This window comes from Streptomyces sp. NEAU-sy36 (genome assembly GCF_013423905.1).
Classification (GTDB): Bacteria; Actinomycetota; Actinomycetes; order Streptomycetales; family Streptomycetaceae; genus Streptomyces; species Streptomyces misionensis.
In genome coordinates, this window is sequence record NZ_CP058977.1 from 6,032,764 (window position 1) to 6,052,534 (window position 19,771).

At 75.1% G+C, this 19,771-nt stretch carries 15 protein-coding genes; 5 read left to right on the forward strand and 10 right to left on the reverse strand.

All coding sequences use genetic code 11. The features are described 5' to 3' along the window. The first annotated feature begins 142 nt into the window (after nucleotides 1–142). On the forward strand, nucleotides 143–2,962 hold the full coding sequence (locus tag HZZ00_RS26420; protein WP_180328794.1) for an AAA family ATPase: 2,820 nt from the start codon (nucleotides 143–145) through the stop codon (nucleotides 2,960–2,962). Nucleotides 2,963–3,165: 203 nt separating this feature from the next. Then, a complete protein-coding gene (locus HZZ00_RS26425) occupies nucleotides 3,166–3,957 on the forward strand; it encodes a trypsin-like serine protease (protein WP_180328795.1) in 792 nt (263 codons plus the stop codon). Nucleotides 3,958–4,067: 110 nt separating this feature from the next. Here the strand turns inward: HZZ00_RS26425 and dmpI are convergent, their stop codons facing one another. Together dmpI and HZZ00_RS26435 are read right to left on the reverse strand one after the other, a co-directional pair. After that, entirely contained in the window at nucleotides 4,068–4,250 is a 183-nt protein-coding gene (gene dmpI, locus HZZ00_RS26430; RefSeq protein ID WP_070025604.1) for a 4-oxalocrotonate tautomerase DmpI, read from the reverse strand. Nucleotides 4,251–4,358: 108 nt separating this feature from the next. Further along, nucleotides 4,359–5,225 (reverse strand): LysR substrate-binding domain-containing protein, encoded by an 867-nt coding sequence (locus tag HZZ00_RS26435; RefSeq protein WP_180328796.1) that lies wholly within the window; start codon nucleotides 5,223–5,225, stop codon nucleotides 4,359–4,361. 91 nt (nucleotides 5,226–5,316) lie between these two features. Here HZZ00_RS26435 and HZZ00_RS26440 point away from each other — a divergent pair, with 91 nt between their 5' ends. Continuing rightward, nucleotides 5,317–6,147 carry a patatin-like phospholipase family protein gene (locus HZZ00_RS26440; RefSeq protein WP_180328797.1) on the forward strand — a complete coding sequence of 277 codons (831 nt, stop codon included), beginning with the start codon at nucleotides 5,317–5,319 and terminating at the stop codon, nucleotides 6,145–6,147. A 60-nt stretch (nucleotides 6,148–6,207) separates the two neighbouring features. Here the strand turns inward: HZZ00_RS26440 and HZZ00_RS26445 are convergent, their stop codons facing one another. From HZZ00_RS26445 to HZZ00_RS26465, 5 genes are read right to left on the reverse strand one after another with little or no spacing between them, the layout of a single operon-like run. Beyond that, nucleotides 6,208–7,500: an extracellular solute-binding protein gene (locus HZZ00_RS26445; RefSeq protein ID WP_180328798.1), complete on the reverse strand. Its 1,293-nt coding sequence runs from the start codon at nucleotides 7,498–7,500 to the stop codon at nucleotides 6,208–6,210. Further along, on the reverse strand, nucleotides 7,497–8,714 hold the full coding sequence (locus HZZ00_RS26450; protein ID WP_306856119.1) for a hypothetical protein: 1,218 nt from the start codon (nucleotides 8,712–8,714) through the stop codon (nucleotides 7,497–7,499). The genes HZZ00_RS26445 and HZZ00_RS26450 overlap by 4 nt, the downstream gene beginning before the upstream one ends. After that, complete coding sequence (locus tag HZZ00_RS26455) at nucleotides 8,711–10,204, reverse strand: vWA domain-containing protein (RefSeq protein ID WP_180328799.1); 1,494 nt, start codon at nucleotides 10,202–10,204, stop codon at nucleotides 8,711–8,713. Before HZZ00_RS26455 ends, HZZ00_RS26450 begins: the two co-directional genes overlap by 4 nt. Before the next feature lie 31 nt (nucleotides 10,205–10,235). Continuing rightward, a complete protein-coding gene (locus HZZ00_RS26460) occupies nucleotides 10,236–12,491 on the reverse strand; it encodes a tetratricopeptide repeat protein (protein ID WP_180328800.1) in 2,256 nt (751 codons plus the stop codon). After that, nucleotides 12,488–14,731: a serine protease gene (locus HZZ00_RS26465; protein WP_257585378.1), complete on the reverse strand. Its 2,244-nt coding sequence runs from the start codon at nucleotides 14,729–14,731 to the stop codon at nucleotides 12,488–12,490. The genes HZZ00_RS26460 and HZZ00_RS26465 overlap by 4 nt, the downstream gene beginning before the upstream one ends. Before the next feature lie 167 nt (nucleotides 14,732–14,898). Between HZZ00_RS26465 and HZZ00_RS26470 the strand changes: the two genes are divergently transcribed. Continuing rightward, entirely contained in the window at nucleotides 14,899–15,675 is a 777-nt protein-coding gene (locus HZZ00_RS26470; protein WP_180333718.1) for a polysaccharide deacetylase family protein, read from the forward strand. 87 nt (nucleotides 15,676–15,762) lie between these two features. Further along, complete coding sequence (locus tag HZZ00_RS26475) at nucleotides 15,763–16,203, forward strand: SRPBCC family protein (RefSeq protein WP_180328801.1); 441 nt, start codon at nucleotides 15,763–15,765, stop codon at nucleotides 16,201–16,203. Between the two features lie 23 nt (nucleotides 16,204–16,226). Here the strand turns inward: HZZ00_RS26475 and HZZ00_RS26480 are convergent, their stop codons facing one another. Genes HZZ00_RS26480 through HZZ00_RS26490 form a run of 3 tightly spaced genes read right to left on the reverse strand, consistent with a single transcriptional unit; the run spans nucleotide 16,227 to nucleotide 19,584 of the window. Beyond that, nucleotides 16,227–16,871 (reverse strand): LysE family translocator, encoded by a 645-nt coding sequence (locus tag HZZ00_RS26480; RefSeq protein WP_180328802.1) that lies wholly within the window; start codon nucleotides 16,869–16,871, stop codon nucleotides 16,227–16,229. Nucleotides 16,872–16,927: 56 nt separating this feature from the next. Then, complete coding sequence (locus HZZ00_RS26485) at nucleotides 16,928–18,070, reverse strand: XdhC/CoxI family protein (protein ID WP_180328803.1); 1,143 nt, start codon at nucleotides 18,068–18,070, stop codon at nucleotides 16,928–16,930. 56 nt (nucleotides 18,071–18,126) lie between these two features. Then, nucleotides 18,127–19,584: an NCS2 family permease gene (locus tag HZZ00_RS26490; protein WP_180328804.1), complete on the reverse strand. Its 1,458-nt coding sequence runs from the start codon at nucleotides 19,582–19,584 to the stop codon at nucleotides 18,127–18,129. Between the last annotated feature and the right edge of the window lie 187 nt (nucleotides 19,585–19,771).

Consider the following 19,771-nt stretch of genomic DNA (forward strand, 5'->3'; position numbering starts at 1 on the left):
GAAGGAAACCTTCCCATTCATGCGCAGACGCTTTGAATTTCCTGATGCTTGACCGTTTGTTATTTCCCTCACCACGGCTTCCGTCCGAATTTCCAGGATCGTTGCCTAGAATTTGGCCCGGACACGACATACGAGGGGAGCGGTGACCGTGCGACGGGACTTCCAGGAGCCTGCGAGATGCCGCTCCGACCTGGTCATAGGCCGCGAGGAGCGGTGCGCCGCCGCTCGCGCCCAACTCGCCTCCGGCGGCAGCGTGCTGCTCCACGGATCGGCCGGAATTGGGAAATCGACCATCCTGCGGGCATTGGCAGAGGAATACGCGTCCCCCGCACACACCGTGCTGCGCTGCTCGGCGACCGAGTCGGAATCCCACCTTCCCTTCCTCGCCCTCGCCGACCTCCTCGGCCTGGTCCTCGACGACGTCTCCCCGCAGCTGCCCGCCGCCCAGCGCACCGCCCTGGAGTCGGCGCTCACCGGACGCGGCGAGTCCAGCCTCCAGCGCGACGGCCTCGCCCTGCGCCTCGCGGTGCTGTCCGCGCTGCGCGCGCTCGCCGCCCGCGGCCCGGTGCTGATCGTCGCCGACGATCTCCAGTGGCTGGATCCGGCCAGCGCCGAACTGCTCGGTTTCGCCGCCCGCCGCCTCGGCGGCACCCCGGTCCAACTGCTGTGCGCGGCACGGACCGAGGGACAGGAGAGCCAGGAGTACGACCGCCATCTGCGGTCCTGCCCACCGGACACGCTCGCCGTCCGGCTCGGCCCGCTCTCGCACCCCCAGGTCGCCGAACTGCTCGGCCACCGCGGCCACGGGGGCCTGCCCCGCTCCACGGTCCGCGACATCCACCGCACCAGCGACGGCAACCCGCTGTTCGCGCTCGAACTCGGCCGGGCCCTCACCGAAAGCCCCACCCCGCCCCGGCCCGGCGAGCCGCTGCCGGTGCCCACCTCGCTGCGCGCCCTGGTGCTCAGCCGTCTGGACATGCTGTCGGTCGAGGCCCGCCGCACCCTGCTGGTGGCCAGCGCCGGCGCCCGCCCCACCCTGGCCCTGCTGCACGCGGCGGGGCGGGAGAACGCCGAGGCCGAGTGCGCCCAGGCCGCCGAACTGGGGCTGCTCGCCACGGAGTCGGACACACCCGCCGTACGCTTCGCGCACCCCCTCATCTCCGCCGCGCTGTACGCGGAGGCGCCCGCGCAGGAGCGGCGCGCCGCGCACGCGGCCCTGTCCACGGCCGCCTCCGACCCCATCGAACGCGCCCGCCACCTCGCCCTCGCCACCACCGGGGCCGACCCGGAGGTCGCCGCCCGGCTCGCCGAGGCCGCCGCCCTCGCCCGGGACCGCGGCGCGCCCTCGGTCGCCGCCCAGCTGGGGCTGCTGGCCGCCCGGCACACCCCCGCCGACGGCTCCCCGAGTCCGCAGGAGCGGCGCCTGACGGCCGCCGAGGACGCCATCACCGCGGGCGAGGTGGACCTGGCCCGGGACATCGCCCGGGAGGTGCTGACCCGGGCGAGCGTGCCCGCCGAACGGGTGCGGGCCTGGATCATCGTCATCGACACCGCGGGCCACACCATGGCCGAGGTCGACGCCTTCTTCCCGCAGGCCCTCGCCGACGCCGGGGACGACCCGCGGCTGCTGGCCCTGGTCCACTACCAGCTGGGCTGGCGGGCGCTGATCGTGGAGGGCGACTTCACCGCGGCCCGCGACGCCGCCGCGCACGCCGCCGAGCTGGCCGCGCGCGGCAAGGACCGGCGCACCGAGCTGCTGGCCCTCGCCTTCCAGGCGCAGACCGAGACCCTGATGGGCCATCCGGAGGCGCCGCGGACCATCAAGCGGGCCCTGCGCGAGCCCCAGGACCCCCGGGTGGCCTGGCACCACAACGGGGCGGGCAGCGCCCGGTTCCGCTGGCTGGTCATGGGAGACCAGCTGGCCGAGGCGCGGGCCACGGTCACCGGGCTGCTGCGCGAGGTGCGCAGGCGCGGCTCGGTGGAGAGCGAGGTGCACTTCCTGCGCGGCCTGGCCGAGACCGAACTGCGCGCGGGGCACTGCGGGCGCGCCCTGGACCTGGCCCGCGAGAGTCTGCGGCTCGCCCGGGACTCCGGGATCGGCGAGACCGCCTCGGCGATGCTGACCTCGCTCGCGGAGGCCTCCGGCGGGGACGTGGACCGGGCGCTGACCCTCGCCCGGGAGGCGGTGGAGCACGCCGAGGGGGACGGCGACCAGATGTATCTGTCCCGGGCCCTGGGCGCCCTCGGGTACGCCCAGTTGGTGGCCGGGGACCCGGCGGGCACCGTGCGCTCGCTGCGCCGGGTGCGCACCCTGGAGCTGGGCCTCGGCATCACCGACCCGGCGCGCGGCCGCTGGCAGGGCGATCTCGCCGAGGCGCTGGTCCGTACCGGTGAGCCGGCCGAGGCGCAGGACGTCATCGACACCGCCCGGGAGCACGCCCTCCGGCTCGGCCGGGAGAGCGTGCTCGCCGTCCTGGACCGCTCCGAGGCACTGGTGCGCGCCGCCCAGGGCGCCACCGAGGCCGCGCTCGCCCAGCTGAGGTCCGCTCAGGACCGGCTCGGCAAGCTGGGTTACGGGCTGGAGGAGGCGCGGGCCGCGTTCGCGCTGGCCCGGCTGCGCGGCCGGCGCCCCGGGGCCGCGGCCTACGACGAGGCCACCCGGCTGTTCCGCCGCTGCCGGGCGCTGCCCTGGCTGCGCCAGGTGGAGGCGGCCCTCGCCACCCTCGACGCGGAACCGGCCCGGGCGGTGCGCGGCACCCTGGACGCGCTGGACGTGCTGGCCGCGATGGAGCGTCAGGTCGCCGCGCTGGTCATGGAGGGCGCCACCAACAGGGAGATCGCCGCCCGGCTGTTCATCAGCGTCAAGACGGTCGAGGCCACCCTGACACGGGTCTACCGGAAGCTGGGGATCCGTTCGCGGGTCGACATCGTCCGATTGGCGGCAGGTCGGCGCGCGCACTGAGCACGGCTCTTGTTAACTGAACCGGACCGAGGGTTTTCCCTCACCCAACCCCCTAGGGGGTTCCCTCATTGGGAGCCGAGGGTTCCGGGACCTAGCGTAATGGGCGTGCCGCTCGCCCGGGCACAGGGGGTCGGTCCCGCGACCTCCGTGCACAACCCCCGCCCGTGCGAACCCCCCACCGGTGCAACCCACTGAGGAGACTCATGTTCGGGCCCAGACGTGCCAGACAGACCGCCGCGACCGTGCTGGCCGGCGCCGCCGCGGCGGCGACCGCGCTGCTCGCCGCCCCCACGGCGAGCGCGGCTCCCCAGCCCATCGTCGGCGGTACGGCGACCACCACCGCCGCCTACCCGTTCGTCGTGCAGATCACGGACGCGGCCGGCAGCCAGTTCTGCGGCGGCACCCTGGTGGCCGCCAAGAAGGTGGTGACGGCCGCGCACTGCATGGCCGGCGAGACCACCGGCAGTGTCCGCGTCGTCGGCGGCCGCACCAAGCTCGACGGCACCGACGGCACGGTGAGCCGGGTCGGCAGGATCTGGGTGAACCCGGACTACCGGGACGCCACCCAGGGCGACGACGTGGCCGTGCTGACCCTCTCGACGGCGATGCCATACAAGCCGGTGTCGTACGTCTCCTCCACCCAGACGAACGTGTACGCGGCCGGCACCACGGCCCGGATCCTCGGCTGGGGCACGACCTCGGAGAACGGCAGCTCCGCCAACCAGCTGCGGACCGCGACCGTGCCGGTCGTGTCCGACTCCAGCTGCCGTTCCTCCTACGGTTCGGACTACGTGCAGTCCGACATGGTGTGCGCCGGATACAGCTCCGGCGGCGTAGACACCTGCCAGGGCGACAGCGGCGGTCCCCTGCTCATCGGGGGCGTCCTGGCAGGGATCACTTCTTGGGGCGAGGGGTGCGCGGAGGCGGGCTACCCGGGTGTCTACACCCGGCTGACCACCTTCTCGGACCAGGTGACCGCACAGGTCGACTCGTGACCCGGAAGGACCCCCGAGCACCCCTCGGGTAAGGCCAGGGGGGCGTTGCGAGCGACCACGAGCAGCCCGCAACGCCTCCCTCTCCACGTCCACCCCCGTGGGACGCGGGACTACTTGTCGGCGGTCAGCCGTCCCGCCGCGCCCCAGCTGTCCGCGGGCACCTCGTGGATCCACACCTGCACGCTCTCGGCGGGGATGCGGTACGCGTCCACGAAGGCGTCGGTGACGCGCTTGACCAGGTCACGCTTCAGCTCGGCGTCCCGCGGGCCCTGCTGGATGGTGACGATCGGCATGACTGGACTCCTCTGTCCCGGGCGGCCGTTGCCGCCCTTTCGTGTGTACGGGGTCCAGTCCACCGCGCGGGACGCCGCCGACCAAGGAGCAGTCCGCGACCGCGGCGATCAGCTTTCGTGATCGGTGCAGGCCAGCAGGAGACTCTCCAGGTACTCGGTGGGGTCCGCGGCCGGTACCGCGAGCCCCGTGGACAGGGCGAGGCCGGGGGCGCGGAAGGGGACGTAGGCCACCCGGGGGGTGTGCAGCACACGCGCGTGGGAGGCGAAGACGACGGTCCACAGGGGCCGGGCGCCGATGGTGGCGAGGGTGTCCTGGAGGGAGCCGTTCAGCGGCCCCGGTACCGGCTCGAACCCGGCCGCGTGGCAGGCGCCGACGACGAGGTCCACGAGGACGGGGTTGTTGCGGCGCGGGGTGAGCGCGAGGGGCAGCGCGGCCAGGTCGGCCAGGTCGATCTCCGGGGCGCGGGCGAGCGGGTGCGCGGCAGGTACGGCGGCCACCAGCGGGTCGGACCACAGGGGCAGCACCCGCACGCCGGACGGGGGTTCGGCGCCGCGCACGAAGGCCGCGTCGAGCCGGCCGGCGGCGACGCGGGCCAGCCGTTCCCCGACCGGCAGCGAGCACAGCTCCACCGGGACGCCGGGGGCCCGCTCGGCGAACGCGGCGAGCACCCGGTCCAGGTGGGTGCCGAGGCCGGTGCTGGTGCCGAGCCGCAGTCCCACGGGCGGTGCCACGGCGGCGCGGGCCTGTTCGGCCGCCGTGAGCACGGCGCGCGCCCGTGGCAGCAGCCGTTCCCCGGCCGGTGTCAGCCGCACCCGGCGCGGCGAGCGGTCGAACAGCTCGGCGCCCAGTTCCCGTTCCAGCCGCTGTATCTGCTGGCTCACCGCGGACTGCACGATGTGCAGCCGGTCCGCCGCCCGCCCGAAGTGCAGCTCCTCGGCGACGGCGACGAAATAACCGAGCTGCCGCAGTTCCATGGGCCGACTGTAGCCGGTGGCGCCGACGGGAATGACCGCGGCGCCGACGGCCGTTGGCGTGGGGGAGATCGATTCCGTCCAAGGAGCTGAGATGACCGAGGCGTTGGTGCTGGGTGGCGGCGGGGTGGGCGGCATCGCCTGGATGACCGGGCTGCTCGCGGGACTCGCGGACACGGGACAGGACGTCACGGGGGCCGGTCTGCTCGTGGGAACCTCGGCCGGGGCGGCCGTCGCGGCCCAACTGGGCAGCGGGCTCGGCCTGGAGGAGCTGTACGCGCGGCAGGTGGACCCCGCGCGGCAGGCCGCGGAGATCATGGCCGAGCTGGACCTGGAGAAGTTCACCGCACAGATCGGTGCCGCGCAGGAGACGGCCGCCTCTCCGGCCGAGCTGCGGCGCGCGGTCGGCCGGCTGGCGCTCGACGCGCGGACGGTCGGCGAGCCGGAGCGGCGGGCGGTGATCGAGTCCCGGCTGCCGGTCCACGCGTGGCCCGAGCGGGCGCTGAAGATCGTCGCGGTGGACGCGGAGAGCGGCGCGTCACGGATCCTCGACCGGGACTCGGGTGTCCTCCTGGTGGACGCGGTCGCGGCGAGCTGCGCGGTGCCCGGGGTGTGGCCGCCGGTGACGATCGGCGAGCGCCGCTACGTCGACGGCGGTGTCCGCTCCGTCGCCAACGTCGACCTGGCCGCCGGTGCGGACCGCGTCCTGGTCCTGCTGCCGCTGGGCGCCGTCGAGCCCTTCCCCAGCGACCACCCCCTGGACCGGACCGTCGCCGACCTGCGGGACCGGGGCGCCGAGGTCACCCTGGTCGCCCCGGACGAGGCGTCCGCCGCCGCGATCGGTCCGAACCCCCTGGACCCCGCGACCCGCCGCCCGGCGGCACAGGCGGGCCGGGCGCAGGGGCGGGCGCTGAGGATCGGCTGAGGGAGGCCGGGTGACCGGGCGGGCCCTTCGCCGCGGCCGCCCGGTGGCCCCCCCCGGCGGTCAGGGCACCTGGTCGCACACCGACGGCAGCCACGTCTGGTCCGGGGTTCGGGTGAGCGTGTCCAGGTTGGTGAGAAGGGCTTCGAGGTGGCCGGGGTGGGCCAGGTAGTCGATGGTGGCCTCGGCGAAGGCGTCGCGGACGGTGGGCGGCATGGCGTCCGAGGCGTCGAAGCAGTGGGCCGCCCCCCGGTCGAGGAGCGTCGCGGCGAGGCCCCGGTGCCAGGCGGGTCCCGCCGCGCCGGGGGCGGGCTGGGCCCCGGCGTGCACCGAGAAGCCCGACTCCGCGGTGGCCCAGGCCCGTTGGGCGTCCGCGGAGGCGAGGTAGCGGATCAGCCGCTCGGCCTGCGGGGTGGCGTGCAGCAGGGCGACCAGGTCGCCGGAGACCTCCCAGGCGTCGCGCGCGGTGGCACCGGGGATGAGCCGGGCCGAGGGTTCGTAGCGGCCGTCGACCCGGCCCCACGCGTCGGACTGGGTGCGGATGAAGGACGCCTGGTGTTCGAGCGTGCAGCCGCGCGGGTTCGCGGCGACCGGCGCCGACGCCTTCCCGTAGTCGGTCTGCAGGGTGCGGCGCAGCAGGGTGTCGGATGTGCCCGCGCCCATCAGCAGGCCCCAGGTCCTCCACGCCCGCCGCACCTCGGGGGAGCGCCAGGACAGCCGGCCGCCCGCCCACGCCTGGTAGGTGCGCGGTCCCTGCTGCTGGAGCAGGATGTCCTCGATCCAGTCGGTGCCGGGCCATCCGCTGGTCGCCCCGGAGCCCATGCCGACGCACCACTGCGCCGGCTGGTCCCTGGCCTGCCTGCGCTGCCGCTCGCCGGTGCCGGCCGGGTACCACACGATGCTCTTGAGGTCGGCCTTGAGCGGGAACCAGTAGACGTGTCCGTCCGCGAGCGGCGTGGCCCAGGACGCGCCGAAGTCCTCCCGGGAAATGAGGCCGTCGAGCGGCTGGAGCTGCTTCTGCCCGGCGTAGTCGGCGAGTTCGCCGGGCCCGGTCAGCACCACCACGTCCGGCGGCGTACCGGCCTCCACATCGGCGCCGAGCACCTGGCTCTCGGCCGAACTGCCCTGGTAGTCCACGCGTACGTGGTACTTCCGCTCGAACGGCTCGATCACCGTCCGCCGCAGGTTGTCCTCGTCGCGCCCGGTCCAGTTGGCCAGCAGGGTGACGGTCGGCTCCCGGCCGGCGGCGCGGACGCCGAGGACCACGGCCGCCGCCAGCAGGACGAGGCAGCTCGCCACCACGGTGACGGTACGGGTGCGGCGGCGCGCGGGTCCGCCGCCCGGGTGCGCGCTCACCGCGGCCTGAACCGGTACTCGTCGATGTGCCGCCGCAGGCCCGTCTCGGCCAGTGCCATGACCAGGATGCCCCCTATCGGGATTCCCCCGGCCGCCGAGGCGCGGAAGCCGGTGTGTGCCAGGTGCGCGGCGGTCTCCCGCCCCGCGTCGGTGATGGCCGGCCCGGTGAGCCGGCGGTCGAGCAACCGCCGGGTGTCCGTCATGCCCTGGTGCGTCCACACCGTGAACAGCAGGGTGACGGCGAGCCCGGCCGCGAGCAGGGTGCCGGCCGCGAGCAGCCCGCGGTTGTAGCGGCGCCGGAAGCGGCGGCGCAGGAACAGCTGGGTCTCCAGCAGGCAGCCGGCCAGCGTGAGCGCGATCACCAGGGTCGCGGCCCAGCCGAGCCACAGCAGCGGCCCGAAGGAGGTCTGCCGGTGCACGGCGGCGCGCTGCTGTGCCTGAAGGATCTTCAGCCTGGCCAGTATCCCGGAGCCCTTGTCGGTCAGGATGCTGGTGGCGTAGCTGAGGTACGCCTGGCGCAGGGCGCTGCCTGCGGGCTGGAGCTGGGCCTGCTGGACCTTGACCGCGTACACGGTGATCAGCGCGGCGACGGTCTGCAACGCCTGCCGGCCCGGCGGTCCGCCGACGTTGTCACCGGCGGCGGCCGCGAGGCTCTGCGCGGCGACCGAGATCTGCTTCTGGAAGTCGCTGGTCGGGGTCGCGGCCCCGGCGTCCCGCTCCGCCTCGCCGAGGGCGTACAGCGCGGTGTCGATGGACAGCACCGCCGGGGCGCTGGAGGTGCGCAGCGGGTCGGCGTCGCCGTGCACTCCCTCGTACGACATGAACAGTGACAGCGTGAGCAGCGCGGACAGGGCGAGCAGCAGCCGGTGGCGCACGGCGAGTTCGTGGGCGGTCGTGCTGGCGCCCGGGGCCGGCCGGGGGCGCCGGCGCCGGCCGAGCGGGTGCGCCGGTCCGCCGAGGCCGCCGTCGGCCGGGGCCCGGTGGTCGGCCCGGGGCGCGGGGCCGGACGCGCCCGCCGGCGCGCCGGAGCGGGCCGCCGCGGCGGTGTGCGGCTCCACCGGGTGAGCGCCGGAGCGGGCGCCGGGGCGGGCGTCCGGGGGCGCGCCGGTGGCCGGATCGGGGCGCGCGCCGGCTCCCGGCTCGGAGCCGCTCGCGCGGGCCTCGTACCCGCGCTCCCCCGCCCCGCGCCCCGCCGGATCCCTGTCGGTGCTCATGCGGACGGCCCCCTCAGCCGACGGCCGCAGTCGCCGCCGCAGTAGACCGAGTCGGCCGGGCCGAGCCAGCCGCAGTCCGGGCACTCGACGAGACCGTCGGCGGCGGGCGGCGCCTGCGGGGCGGGCGGTGACGGGTCGCCGGCCGGGTGGCGCGGTGGGCTGGTCATGGCGCTGGAGAGGATGAGGTGCTGCCAGTCGACGTCCTTCAGGCCGGTGCGGACACGGCCGCTGCCGGGGCCGTCCTCGATCCGGCGCAGCGCGTCGAGCAGGTGGGTGTCGCCGAGTTCGCCCGCCAGGTGCACGGCCCGCGCGAACTCCCGGTCGGCGGCCGGTCGGCCCTCGCTGCCGCGCAGCCAGGCCCGGTAGGCGAGGGCCACGGCGGCGCTGGCCTGCTGGTACAGCTCGTGTCTGCGCACTGCGGGGTGCCGCCGGGAGGCGTCGAGCGGGTTGTCGGTCCAGCGCACCAGGATGGGCCGGGGCCGGGGCAGCCGCACCGGGTGGCCGAAGTCGGGCACCGCGATCTCGACGGCGGCCAGTTGCAGGTACTCGCCCCGCTCGCGGCCGGTCGGGTCGGCGGCCAGCACCACTTGGAAGTGCCGTACCTCCTCGCCCCAGGCGCGGGTGACGTACTCGGTGGCGCGGCCGGTCGCGCCGGCGGGCAGCAGTTCCTGTTCGCCGGGGACCACCTGGGTGACCCGGCGGATGACGGTGCCGGGGGTGGGGGTGAGCCTGATGCGCAGCTCGGGCACCGCCGTGCCCAGCAGGCCGTTCACCAACTCCTCGTAGGCGGCCGGGAGTTCGTGGTCCTCGCGGACGGCCCTGGCGCGGCCGTGCAGCCGTCGGGTGATGCGCAGCAGCAGGTCGGCGTCCCAGTCGTCGCCGATGCCCCAGGCGTCGCAGACGAAGCGGCCCTCGCAGGCGTCGAGGGCGGTGTCCAGGGGCATGGTGGCCCGGTGGTCGTGCTCGTTGCGTCCGTCGGTGAGCAGCAGGACGTGCTTGACGGCCGCGGGGTGGTCCTTGAGCAGGCGGCGGGCGAGGTCGAGCCAGGTGCCGATGGCGGTGCCGCCGTCCGCGTCGAGGATGCGGACGGCCCGTTCGGCGGCGGCGCGTTCGGCGGGCCCGGCGACGGCGAGCGCCGCGCGGTCCGGGCCGGGGTGGACGACGCCCGCGTGGAAGCGGCCGGAGAGCACGGCGAAGGCGGTGCCCTCGGGCAGCAGCCGGACGGCGGCGACGGTGGCGTCCTTGGCCGCGTGGAGCTTGGTGGCGGGGTGGAGCATGGAGCGGGAGGTGTCCACGATCAGCACCTCGGCCAGCGCGGGCGCGCCGCCGGGTGTCCGTCCGCCGATCAGCCCGGCGCCGCCGCGGACGCCGATCTCCAGGATGGCGTGCATCTCCCGTTCGACGCCCCGCCCCCGGCCGGCCGGCTCGGCGGGCAGGTCCGTCTCCTGGCCGACCGTGAGCGTCACCTCGGTCTCCTCGGCCACGGTCATCGGTGTCTCTCTCCAGGGCTCATGGGTGTCCTCAGAAGGTCGTCAGGGGCCGCACCGCGTGGGCCAGGTCGAGCAGCCGGCCGTGTTCCCCGGCCGTGCGGGCCTGGGCGGCCAGCTGGCGGAAGGAGTGTTCGAGCAGGGTGCGCAGGCCGTGCTCGTCGCCGGGCCCGAGGAGGTCTCCGGCCGGCCGGCCGAGGACGCGTCCGTGCAGGGCGTTCTCGCGGACCTCGGCGACCAGCCGGGCCCGGGACTCGCCGTCCCGCGCGCCGCCGTCCAGGCGCAGTTCGGGCAGTCTGCGGGCCGCGTCGGCCAGGTCGGCGGGGGTGGGCGGGCGGCCGTGCAGGAGTCCCGCGCGGATGCGGACGGCGGCGACGCGGGCGGCGTCGTGGTGGCGGGAGGTGGCCGGTACGTCGTCCAGGACGCGGACGGCGGCGTCCCGGTCACCGCCGGCCAGGTGGCCGCGGGCCAGGCCGAAGGCGGCGGCGGTGTGCGCGAAGTCCCTTTTCCACACGGCCTCGTAGAAGCGCATGGCGCGGGCGGTGCGTCCGCCGTGCTCGGCGCAGTGGCCGAGGGCGAGCTTGGGCACGTACTCGCCGGGCAGCGCCCGGTACACGGCGTCGAACCGGGCACCGGCCGGCTCCACTTCGCCCCTGCTGAGGTGCAGCACGCCGCGGTGCCAGGCGATCCGCCAGTCGTGGGCGGCGGCACGCTCGCCGAGCTGGGTCTCGGCCTCCGCGAGCCAGCCGGCCGCCTCGTCCCGCTCGCCGCGCCTGAGGTAGGCGCGGCACAGCCACAGTGCGGTCTCCGGGGTGCCGTAGCGGGACTCCCGGGGCCACTGCCGGGCCACCCGGTCGGGGGTGTCGGGCGAGAAGGTGTCCAGCAGCAGGGCGGCGCCGTCGGCGGGGTCGGGGACCGGTTCGGGCAGGGCGCCGGCGACCTCGGCGGGCGAGGGCGGGGAGACGTCCAGCTCGGCCGGGTGCCCGGCGGGGCGGGCGGTCCAGTGGTCCAGGGCGGGGATCGCGCCGAGTCCGGCGTCCAGGCTGGCGCCGGTGGCGCGGAACCGGGTGGAACTCTCCGGCAGCTGCTCGCCGAACTGGAGCGACCTGAACTCCCGCAGCACCTCCCACAGCTGGCGGGACATCTCGGCGGCGGAGCGGAACCGGGCGCGGGGCTCGGGGTGGGTGGCGCGGGCGATGAGCCGGCGGAAGGAGTCGGGGGCGAGGCCCCGGGCCGGTTCGGTGGCACGGGCCAGGGCTTGCAGGGTCATGCCGACGGTGTAGAGGTCGCTGTCGATGTGCCAGCCGCGCCGGTCGATCTCCTCCTTCGGCGGCGCGAACGTCGCGGTGTACATGTAGGCGGAGGCGCGGTCGCCGATCGCGCGGACCGCGCCGAGGTCGATGACCTTCACGGCCCGGCCGAAGTGGATGACGTTGGCGGGCTTCATGTCGCAGTAGAGCAGGCCGCGTTCGTGCATGTACTCCAGGGCGCCGAGGATCTTGCAGCCGTAGGTGAGGACGTGGTCCAGGCGGGGGCGGCCGTGGAAGACGCGCTCGATGTCGTCGGCGTCGAAGAGCTGTTGCAGGGAGCGGCCGCCGATGTAGTCCATCACCAGGTACCCGGTGGGTGGTTCGGCGCCCGCGGCGCGGTGCTCGGCGTACGTGATGATCCGCACGATGTCCGGGTGGTGCAGGTCGGTGAGGGAGCGGCGCTCCTCGACGGCGGTACGGCGGGCGAGCGCCCCGCCCGCGTTGATCTGGCTCTTGAGGACGACGCGGTGGCCCTCGGCGCGGGTGTCCTCGGCGAGGTGGATCCAGCCGAGACCGCCGTGGGCGAGACAGCCGAGCACCCGGTAGTGGTCCGCGACCAGCTCGCCGCGGGACAGCTGGGGCAGGAAGGAGTACGGCGTGCCGCAGCGGGGGCAGCGTCCGGTGGCGCGGGCGGGCTGGCCGCCGTAGCCGACCCCGACGATCATGCTGCAGTCGCCGCCGTCGCAGCGGCGGCCACCGGTGGGCGGGCTGGGGTCCGCCACCAGGACGTCGTCGGGCTCGGGCACCTCGGGCAGCACGACCAGTCCGTGCTGGTCGAGTTCGCCGACCCCGGCGACGGCGTGCACGGTCGCCGGTCCCGGACTCTCCTCGGTCACGACCGGCGCGGTGGCGGCCTGCCCGGTGCGGGCCCCGGCGCGGGGCGGCGCGCTGTGCGGCTCGACGTGCCGGTGCCCGCAGGTGTCGCAGTACCCGGTGTCCATGATGCGCCCGGCGCATCCGGGCCGTACGCAGGAGGTCATGCGTCACGCTCCTTCCGGGCTCCGCGGCCGGCCCGCCACGGCAGGGGACGGCCGGCCGCGCCGTCGCTGCCGCCGGACCGGGGCGGAGCGGCACCGGGTGGCGGTGTGTGTCCGGCCACCCCCTCGTCGTGCGGCCAAAGACGTCCGCCCGCTCCTCCCGTGAACGGCGGCTCCCGCCAGGGCGGCGGGTCGGGGGGAGGGAGGTGGCCGGCGCCGGCGGCCCCGGGAGGCGACGGCCGGTCCGGCACCGCCCCGGCTCGTGACGCCCCGGTGCGAGCGCCCGGCTCCGGGTCCGGTGATCGGGCCCGGCCGTTCTCCGCCGTCCCGGAGAGCCGTGGACCGCCGTCCTCCTGCGCCCCAGAGGGGCGTGCGTGGTCCGTCGCGCCACCGCCGCCGGGCGACCGCGGACGATCGGACGGTTCCCCGCCACCGGACGCCCTGGGACGACCGCCCGTCCCCGGGTCACCGTCCGCCTCACCCGGTCCGCGCGTCTCCCGCCCCCGCCCCGGGCCCCCGGCGGCCCTGGAACGCCCTTCTCCGCCAGTGGAGTCGGCGTCGTCCGCGGGGTCGCCCCCCGCTCCCGAGCAGAACCCGATGAACCGCTCCACCGCGGTCTCCGCCGCCTCGATGTCGCACGGCGCCCGGCGCAGCAGCACCAGGGCGGACTCGTAGAGGCGGTAGGCGGCGATCACCCGGTCGCCGTCCTCCGAGGCGCGGGCGCGGCACAGGGGCCACTCGGCGGTGACCCGGCCGCGGAGTTCCTCCCAGCGGCGCAGGCGGGCGTCGAGGACGGCGAGGGCCTGGTCCAGGCGCTGGCGGCGGCGTTCGGCGGCGTCCTCGAAGGTGAACAGCAGGTCGGCGCGCCTGGGTTCGCGGTCCGCGGGGGAGCTGTGGGCGACCCATGCGCGCAGCATCCGGCTGCGGCCGACGGCGGCCTCGGCCGCGTCCAGCAGCGCCCCGGTGCCGGGCCCGGCGGTCACCCGGTCCCGGCGGGTGTCCAGGGCGGGGCCCAACTCGTCGACGACGCGGTCGAGTTCCGCGGCGAGCCGGGACCAGCGTGCGCGCAGCGGCCGGTGCACCAGGGACTCGGCGGCCTGTGCCGCGCGTCCGCCCTGGCGGCGGTGGACCAGCAGCAGCCGGGCCCCGTGCCGGGCGAGCCGGTCCAGCAGGGCGAGCAGGGCGTCCGGATCGGCGGACTCGTCGACGCCGACCAGGACCGCGGCGAGCGGGACCCGCAGGGTGGCGAGCCGTTCCGGACGGGGGTCGTCGCGGATGCCGAGGCGTTCGGCGATGCGGTCCATGACCTGGGTGGCCGTCAGCCCCTTGACGTCGAGCGCGAGGTCGTGCGCGCCGGCCGGGGGCACGGTCTCGGGCGGGTCGTCACTGAAGGCGCTGGTGTTGCGGTGAGTGCGCAGCTCCCGGTCGGCGAGGGTGACGGCCCGCTCCAGCGTGAAGGCGCGGTCACCCTGGTCCGGCACCACGGTGACCAGGACCGGCCAGCCCTCGCCCCGGAACCAGCCGGCGAGTTCGGTGGCGAAGGGCACGTCGAGCCGCCCGCCGCCGCCCGGCGCACGGCTGCGCAGCCGGGGGTCGACGGCCTCGGCGCCGTCGGTCCAGGCGGCGACCTGCGGCAGATGGCTGAGGATGGTCTCGGTGGGGCTCATCTGGCTGAAGGCGGAGACCTGCCCCTCGTCCACGCTGAGCACGATGCCGATGACCTGGTCGGTGGCGTGGTCGACCACTCCGCCGCCGCTGAAGCCGGGCGCGGCCAGCTCGTCCGGGGTGATCGGGCGCAGCTGCACCCGGCTGTCCCGGCCGCGCGCGGCGACCAGGGTGGCGCCGTGCCAGCGGCCGCCGTCGTCGCCGGCCGGGAAGCCGTACATGCTCACGGGTCCGTGCGGCGAGGCGAGCCGGTAGAGGCGGGTGGCGTGTTCGGCGGGCAGCGGTTCGGCGAGGCTCAGCAGGGCGAGGTCGCCACTGCGGTCGCCGAACGCGTCCTCTCGCTCCGGTACGTGCTCGTCCGGGCGGACGGTGGCGGCGACGGCGCCCTGTCCCGGCACGCCGACGAGTCGTACGACGTACGGCGCGCCCGGTGTGACGACATGGCCGGCGGTGAGCACCCGGTCCGCCGCGAGCAGCACCCCGGCGCCGAGCACCACACCGTCCGGGTCCTCGATGCGGGCGATCCAGGTCGGTGTGCGTAAGCGGGACTTGACGGCTCGTTCCCCCGTGCGCGTCATGCCGCCGAGGTTACTCCCCGTACCGGCCCGGAACCACCAGTGTGCACGAGGTGGCGGCATGTGAAGGTCCGAACATATCCGAACGTCCCTCTATACACTGTGTGTATAGTCCACGCATGGCCTTTTCGATCAACACGAACCCGACGCCCGCTTCCGCGACCGGGAAGATGCGCCAACGGCGCCGCGGGTTCCGCGCGGCCGCGCTCGTCTCGGCCGCGGTCGGCCTGGCGCTGGCCCTCACCGGCTGCGCCCAGGTCGACACCACCTCGCCGGGCACCGCGCGGAAGCAGGCGGCGCAGGGGGCGCAGGGATCGCCCGCGAAGTTCGGCGACGTCGACTGCCGCAAGGCGAAGTGCATCGCGCTCACCTTCGACGCGGGCCCCAGCGAGAACTCCCCCAGGCTGCTGGACATCCTGAAGGAGAAGAAGGTCCACGCGACGTTCTTCCTGCTGGGCAAGCGGCACATCGAGAAGTACCCGCAGCTCGTCAAGCGGATGTCGGCCGAGGGGCACGAGGTGGCGAGCCACACCTGGGACCACAAGATACTCACCGACATATCCGACGACCAGGTGCGCGACGAACTCGTGCGGCCCAACGAGGCGATCGAACGGCTCACCGGGCACAAGCCCACCCTGATGCGCCCGCCGCAGGGCCGCACCGACGCCAACATCCACAAGATCTGCAAGGAGTTGGGGCTCGCGGAGGTGCTGTGGAGCGTCACGGCCAAGGACTACGCGACCAACGACTCGGCGCTCATCGAGAAGCGCGTCCTCGAACAGGCCGACCGGGACGGGATCATCCTGCTGCACGACATCTACCCCGGCACCGTGCCCGCCGTCCCCGGCATCATCGACGCCCTGAAGGACCGCGGCTACCACTTCGTGACGGTCCCCCAGCTCCTCGCCCCCGGCAAGGCGGAGCCGGGCAAGGTCTACCGTCCCTGAGCCGCCCGGGGCACCACCGCTCGGCCGACCGGGTGAGCGGGCGGCGAACTCACGGCAGTGCGACGGGCACCGCCTACGATCGGTGCCGTGCCGACCTTCACCCTCACCCGTGCCGTCCCGCTCTCCCCGGACGAGGCATGGCGCCGCCTCACCGAGTGGCCCCGCCACGCCGGTGCGGTGCCGCTGACCCGGATCAGGGTGCTCACCCCCGGGCCGACCCGGGTCGGCACCCGCTTCACCGCCCGCTCGGGCGTCGCGCCGCTGACCCTGGACGACACCATGGAGGTGACCGTCTGGCGCCCGCCCCTGGGCGAGGAGGGCGGGCTGTGCCGGCTGGAGAAGCGGGGGCGGGTGATCCTCGGCTGGGCGGAGATCGAGGTGTGGCCGCGTCCCGGGGGCGGCAGCCGGGTGCGGTGGCGGGAGGACCTGCGGGTGCGTTCCCTGCCCCGCGCCCTCGACGGCATCGTCAGGGGTACGTCCCGCATGCTGTTCGCACGCGCGCTGGACCGGCTGCTCACGCGCCCCTGAACGGCCTTCCAGGCGACGGCACTTCAGTTTCTGCGACCCGTCGCCGCCACCGTCACGCCCAGCCCGATCAAGGTCAGGCCGCCGATGCCGCCGACCGCGGACAGCCGCCGGGGCGAACGGGCGAACCAGCCGCGGGCGGCGGAGGCGACCAGCCCCCAGGCACTGTCCGAGACCAGCGCGACGACGTTGAAGACCAGGCCGAGCAGCAGCATCTGGAGCGGCACCCGCCCCTGGGCGCGATCCACGAACTGGGGCAGTACGGCGGCGAAGAACACCATGGTCTTGGGGTTGGCCACGCCGACCGCGAAGCCCTCCCCGAGGGTGCGCAGGCCCCCGCCCCGCCCGGGACGCTCCGTCCACTCGAACGCCGCCCGCAGCGAGCCGCGCCGGCGCCAGGTCCGCACCCCGAGGTACACGAGGCAGGCGGCGCCCGCGAACTTGAGCGCGGTGAAGAGCGGCACGGAGCGCTCCACCACCGGACCGACGCCGAGGGCCACGGCGACGACGAGGACGTACGCCCCGAGGGTGTTGCCGGCCACGGAGGTCAGCGCGGTGCGGCGGCCGTGCGCCAGCGCCCGCCCGATGACGAAGAGCACGCTCGGGCCGGGTATCACGATCAGCAGGAGGGACAGCGCCGCGAAGGCGAAGAGCCGGTCGGTGGAGACCATGGTCCCCATGCAACCCGGGGGCCGGGGCGCGCGGCAATCGGTTTTCCCGCGCCCTCTCACGCCACCGAGCCGATCCGCGCCTCCCCCGCGTCATGGTGGATCGGGGTGTGCCCGCCGGTCAGCGCGCGGCCGCTGCCGCCGCGCCGTTCGGCGACGATCTGCGCGGCGATCGACAGGGCCGTCTCCTCCGGCGTGCGGGCACCGAGGTCGAGGCCGATCGGGGAGCGCAGCCGGGCCAGTTCCGGCTCGGTGACGCCCGCCTCGCGCAGCCGCCGCGCGCGGTCGAGATGGGTGCGCCGGGAGCCCATCGCGCCGATGTAGGCGACCGGCAGCCGCAGCGCCACCCGCAGCAGCGGGATGTCGAACTTGGCGTCGTGGGTGAGGACGCACAGCACGGTGCGGCCGTCGGTCCCGGTGCGCTCCAGATAGGTGTGGGGCCACTCGACCACGATCTCGTCGGCCTCCGGGAAGCGGGCGCGGGTGGCGAAGACCGGTCGGGCGTCGCACACCGTGACGTGGTAGCCGAGGAACTTCCCGGCGCGCACGAGGGCGGCGGCGAAGTCGATCGCGCCGAAGACGATCATCCGGGGCGGCGGCACGGAGGACTCGACCAGGACGGTGACCGGCGCGCCGCAGCGCGAGCCGCGGGCGCCGATCTCCAGGGTGCCGGTGCGCCCGGCGTCCAGGAGGGCGCGGGCCTCGGCGGCGACGGTGCGGTCCAGTTCGGGGTGGGCGCCGAAGCCGCCGTACGAGGAGCCGTCGGGGCGCACCAGCAGGGCCCGGCCCGGAAGCCCGGCCGGCCCCCGGGTGATCCGGGCGAGCGCCGCCGCCTCCCCGCGTGCGGCGGCGGCCAGCGCGGCCGCGGCCACCGGCCGGACGGAATCGTTCGCCCGGACCGGGGTGACCAGGATGTCGAGGACGCCGCCGCAGGTCAGGCCGACCGCGAAGGCGTCCTCGTCGCTGTAGCCGAAGCGTTCGAGGACGGTCTCGCCGTCCTGGAGGGCCTGCCGGCACAGCTCGTAGACCGCGCCCTCCACACAGCCGCCGGAGACCGAGCCGATGGCCGTGCCGTCGGCGTCCACCGCGAGGGCGGCGCCGGGCTGCCGGGGCGCGCTGCCGCCGACGGCCACCACGGTGGCGACGGCGAAGTCACGGCCCTGCGCGGCCCACCGGTTCAGCTCCTCGGCGATGTCCAGCATCTGTCGGTCTCCTCAACGAATGTGTGCGAAGGGCGGGTCGGGGGCGCGGCTGGCGGTCAGTGGACGCCGAGCCAGCCCTCGACGGGATGGAGCGCGAAGTAGACCAGGAAGACGGCCGTCAGGCCCCACATGAAGGCGCCGACCTCGCGGAAGCGGCCCTGGGCCGCCTTGATGGCCGTCCAGGAGACGACGCCCGCGGCGACACCGGTGGTGATGGTGTACGTGAACGGCATCAGGACGACGGTCAGGAAGACCGGGATGGCGGTGGCTCGGTCGCCCCAGTCCACGTGCCGGGCGTTCATCAGCATCATCGCGCCGATGACGACCAGGGCGGCGGAGGCGACCTCCTGCGGGACGATCGCGGTGACCGGGGTGAAGAAGAGGCACGCGGCGAAGAACAGGCCGGTGACCACGGAGGCCAGGCCGGTGCGCGCGCCCTCGCCGACGCCGGTCGCCGACTCGATGAAGACGGTCTGCCCGGAGCCGCCGGTCACCCCGCCGATCGCCCCGCCCGCGCCGTCGATGAACAGCGCCTTGGACAGGCCGGGCATCCGGCCCTGGGCGTCGGCGAGCCGGGCCTCCGTGCCGACCCCGATGATGGTGGCCATCGCGTCGAAGAAGCCGGCCAGGACCAGGGTGAAGACGATCACCGCGATGGTCATGGCGCCGACCTGTCCCCAGCCGCCGAAACCGACGTGGCCGAAGAGCGAGAAGTCCGGCATGGAGACCGCGCCGCCGTGCAGTTCGGGCGCGCCGCCCGCCCACTGGCGGGGGTCGATGACGCCGAGGCCGTTGAGGACGGCGGCGACGACGGTGCCGGAGACGATGCCGATGAGGATGGCCCCGGGGATGCCCCGGGCCTGGAGCATGAAGATCAGCAGCAGGGTGCCGGCGAAGAGCAGCACCGGCCAGCCGGTGAGCTGGCCCGCGGGTCCCAGGCCGAGCGGGGTGCCCTTGCCCTGGTGCACGAAGCCGGACTTGTAGAAGCCGATCAGGGCGATGAACAGGCCGATGCCCATGGTGATGCCGTGCTTGAGCGCGAGCGGGATCGCGTTCATGATCATCTCGCGCAGGCCGGTGACGACCAGCAGCATGATGACGGCGCCGTACAGCACGCACATGCCCATCGCCTGCGGCCAGGTCATGTGGGGGACCACCTGCGCGGACAGCACACCGGAGACCGACAGGCCGGCGGCGAGCGCGAGCGGCACCTTGCCGACGAAGCCCATCAGCAGGGTGGTGAGGGCCGCGGCGAAGGCGGTCGCGGTGATCAGGGCCTTCTGGCCGAGGGTGTCCCCGTGCACGTCCTTGCCGGACAGGATCAGGGGGTTGAGCAGGAGGATGTAGGCCATCGCCATGAAGGTGGTGATGCCGCCGCGCACCTCGCGCGCGACCGTGGATCCTCTGCGGGATATGTGGAAGTACCGGTCGAGCCAGGACCGGCCGGCCGGGACGCGGCTGCCGTCTCCGGCGTCCTCGGCGGTGGTCCTGGGCTCCACTGATGGGTGGGTCATGGTGCCGTCTCCCAAGGTTCACAGGGGCACCCACGACTCCGCTGGGGAGCGCGGGATTTGGGATGTGCACGTAAACCCGGGGGACGGCCCGGCGCTGCACGTGTGGGGTGGGCCGGGGACGAGCGGTCGCCCGGCGCCGGGGTGCCGCGGCGGGCACCCGCATGGGGGTGCCCGCGGCGGCGGGTGG

What these genes read in the sequence shown, in the direction of transcription:
- HZZ00_RS26425 (WP_180328795.1), top strand. Translation starts at nt 3,166, where the DNA reads ATGTTCGGGCCCAGACGTGCCAGACAGACCGCCGCGACCGTGCTGGCC.
- dmpI (WP_070025604.1), bottom strand. Translation starts at nt 4,250, where the DNA reads ATGCCGATCGTCACCATCCAGCAGGGCCCGCGGGACGCCGAGCTGAAG.
- HZZ00_RS26435 (WP_180328796.1), bottom strand. Translation starts at nt 5,225, where the DNA reads ATGGAACTGCGGCAGCTCGGTTATTTCGTCGCCGTCGCCGAGGAGCTG.
- HZZ00_RS26440 (WP_180328797.1), top strand. Translation starts at nt 5,317, where the DNA reads ATGACCGAGGCGTTGGTGCTGGGTGGCGGCGGGGTGGGCGGCATCGCC.
- HZZ00_RS26450 (WP_306856119.1), bottom strand. Translation starts at nt 8,714, where the DNA reads ATGAGCACCGACAGGGATCCGGCGGGGCGCGGGGCGGGGGAGCGCGGG.
- HZZ00_RS26455 (WP_180328799.1), bottom strand. Translation starts at nt 10,204, where the DNA reads ATGACCGTGGCCGAGGAGACCGAGGTGACGCTCACGGTCGGCCAGGAG.
- HZZ00_RS26460 (WP_180328800.1), bottom strand. Translation starts at nt 12,491, where the DNA reads ATGACCTCCTGCGTACGGCCCGGATGCGCCGGGCGCATCATGGACACC.
- HZZ00_RS26465 (WP_257585378.1), bottom strand. Translation starts at nt 14,731, where the DNA reads ATGACGCGCACGGGGGAACGAGCCGTCAAGTCCCGCTTACGCACACCG.
- HZZ00_RS26470 (WP_180333718.1), top strand. Translation starts at nt 14,899, where the DNA reads ATGCGCCAACGGCGCCGCGGGTTCCGCGCGGCCGCGCTCGTCTCGGCC.
- HZZ00_RS26480 (WP_180328802.1), bottom strand. Translation starts at nt 16,871, where the DNA reads ATGGTCTCCACCGACCGGCTCTTCGCCTTCGCGGCGCTGTCCCTCCTG.
- HZZ00_RS26485 (WP_180328803.1), bottom strand. Translation starts at nt 18,070, where the DNA reads ATGCTGGACATCGCCGAGGAGCTGAACCGGTGGGCCGCGCAGGGCCGT.
- HZZ00_RS26490 (WP_180328804.1), bottom strand. Translation starts at nt 19,584, where the DNA reads ATGACCCACCCATCAGTGGAGCCCAGGACCACCGCCGAGGACGCCGGA.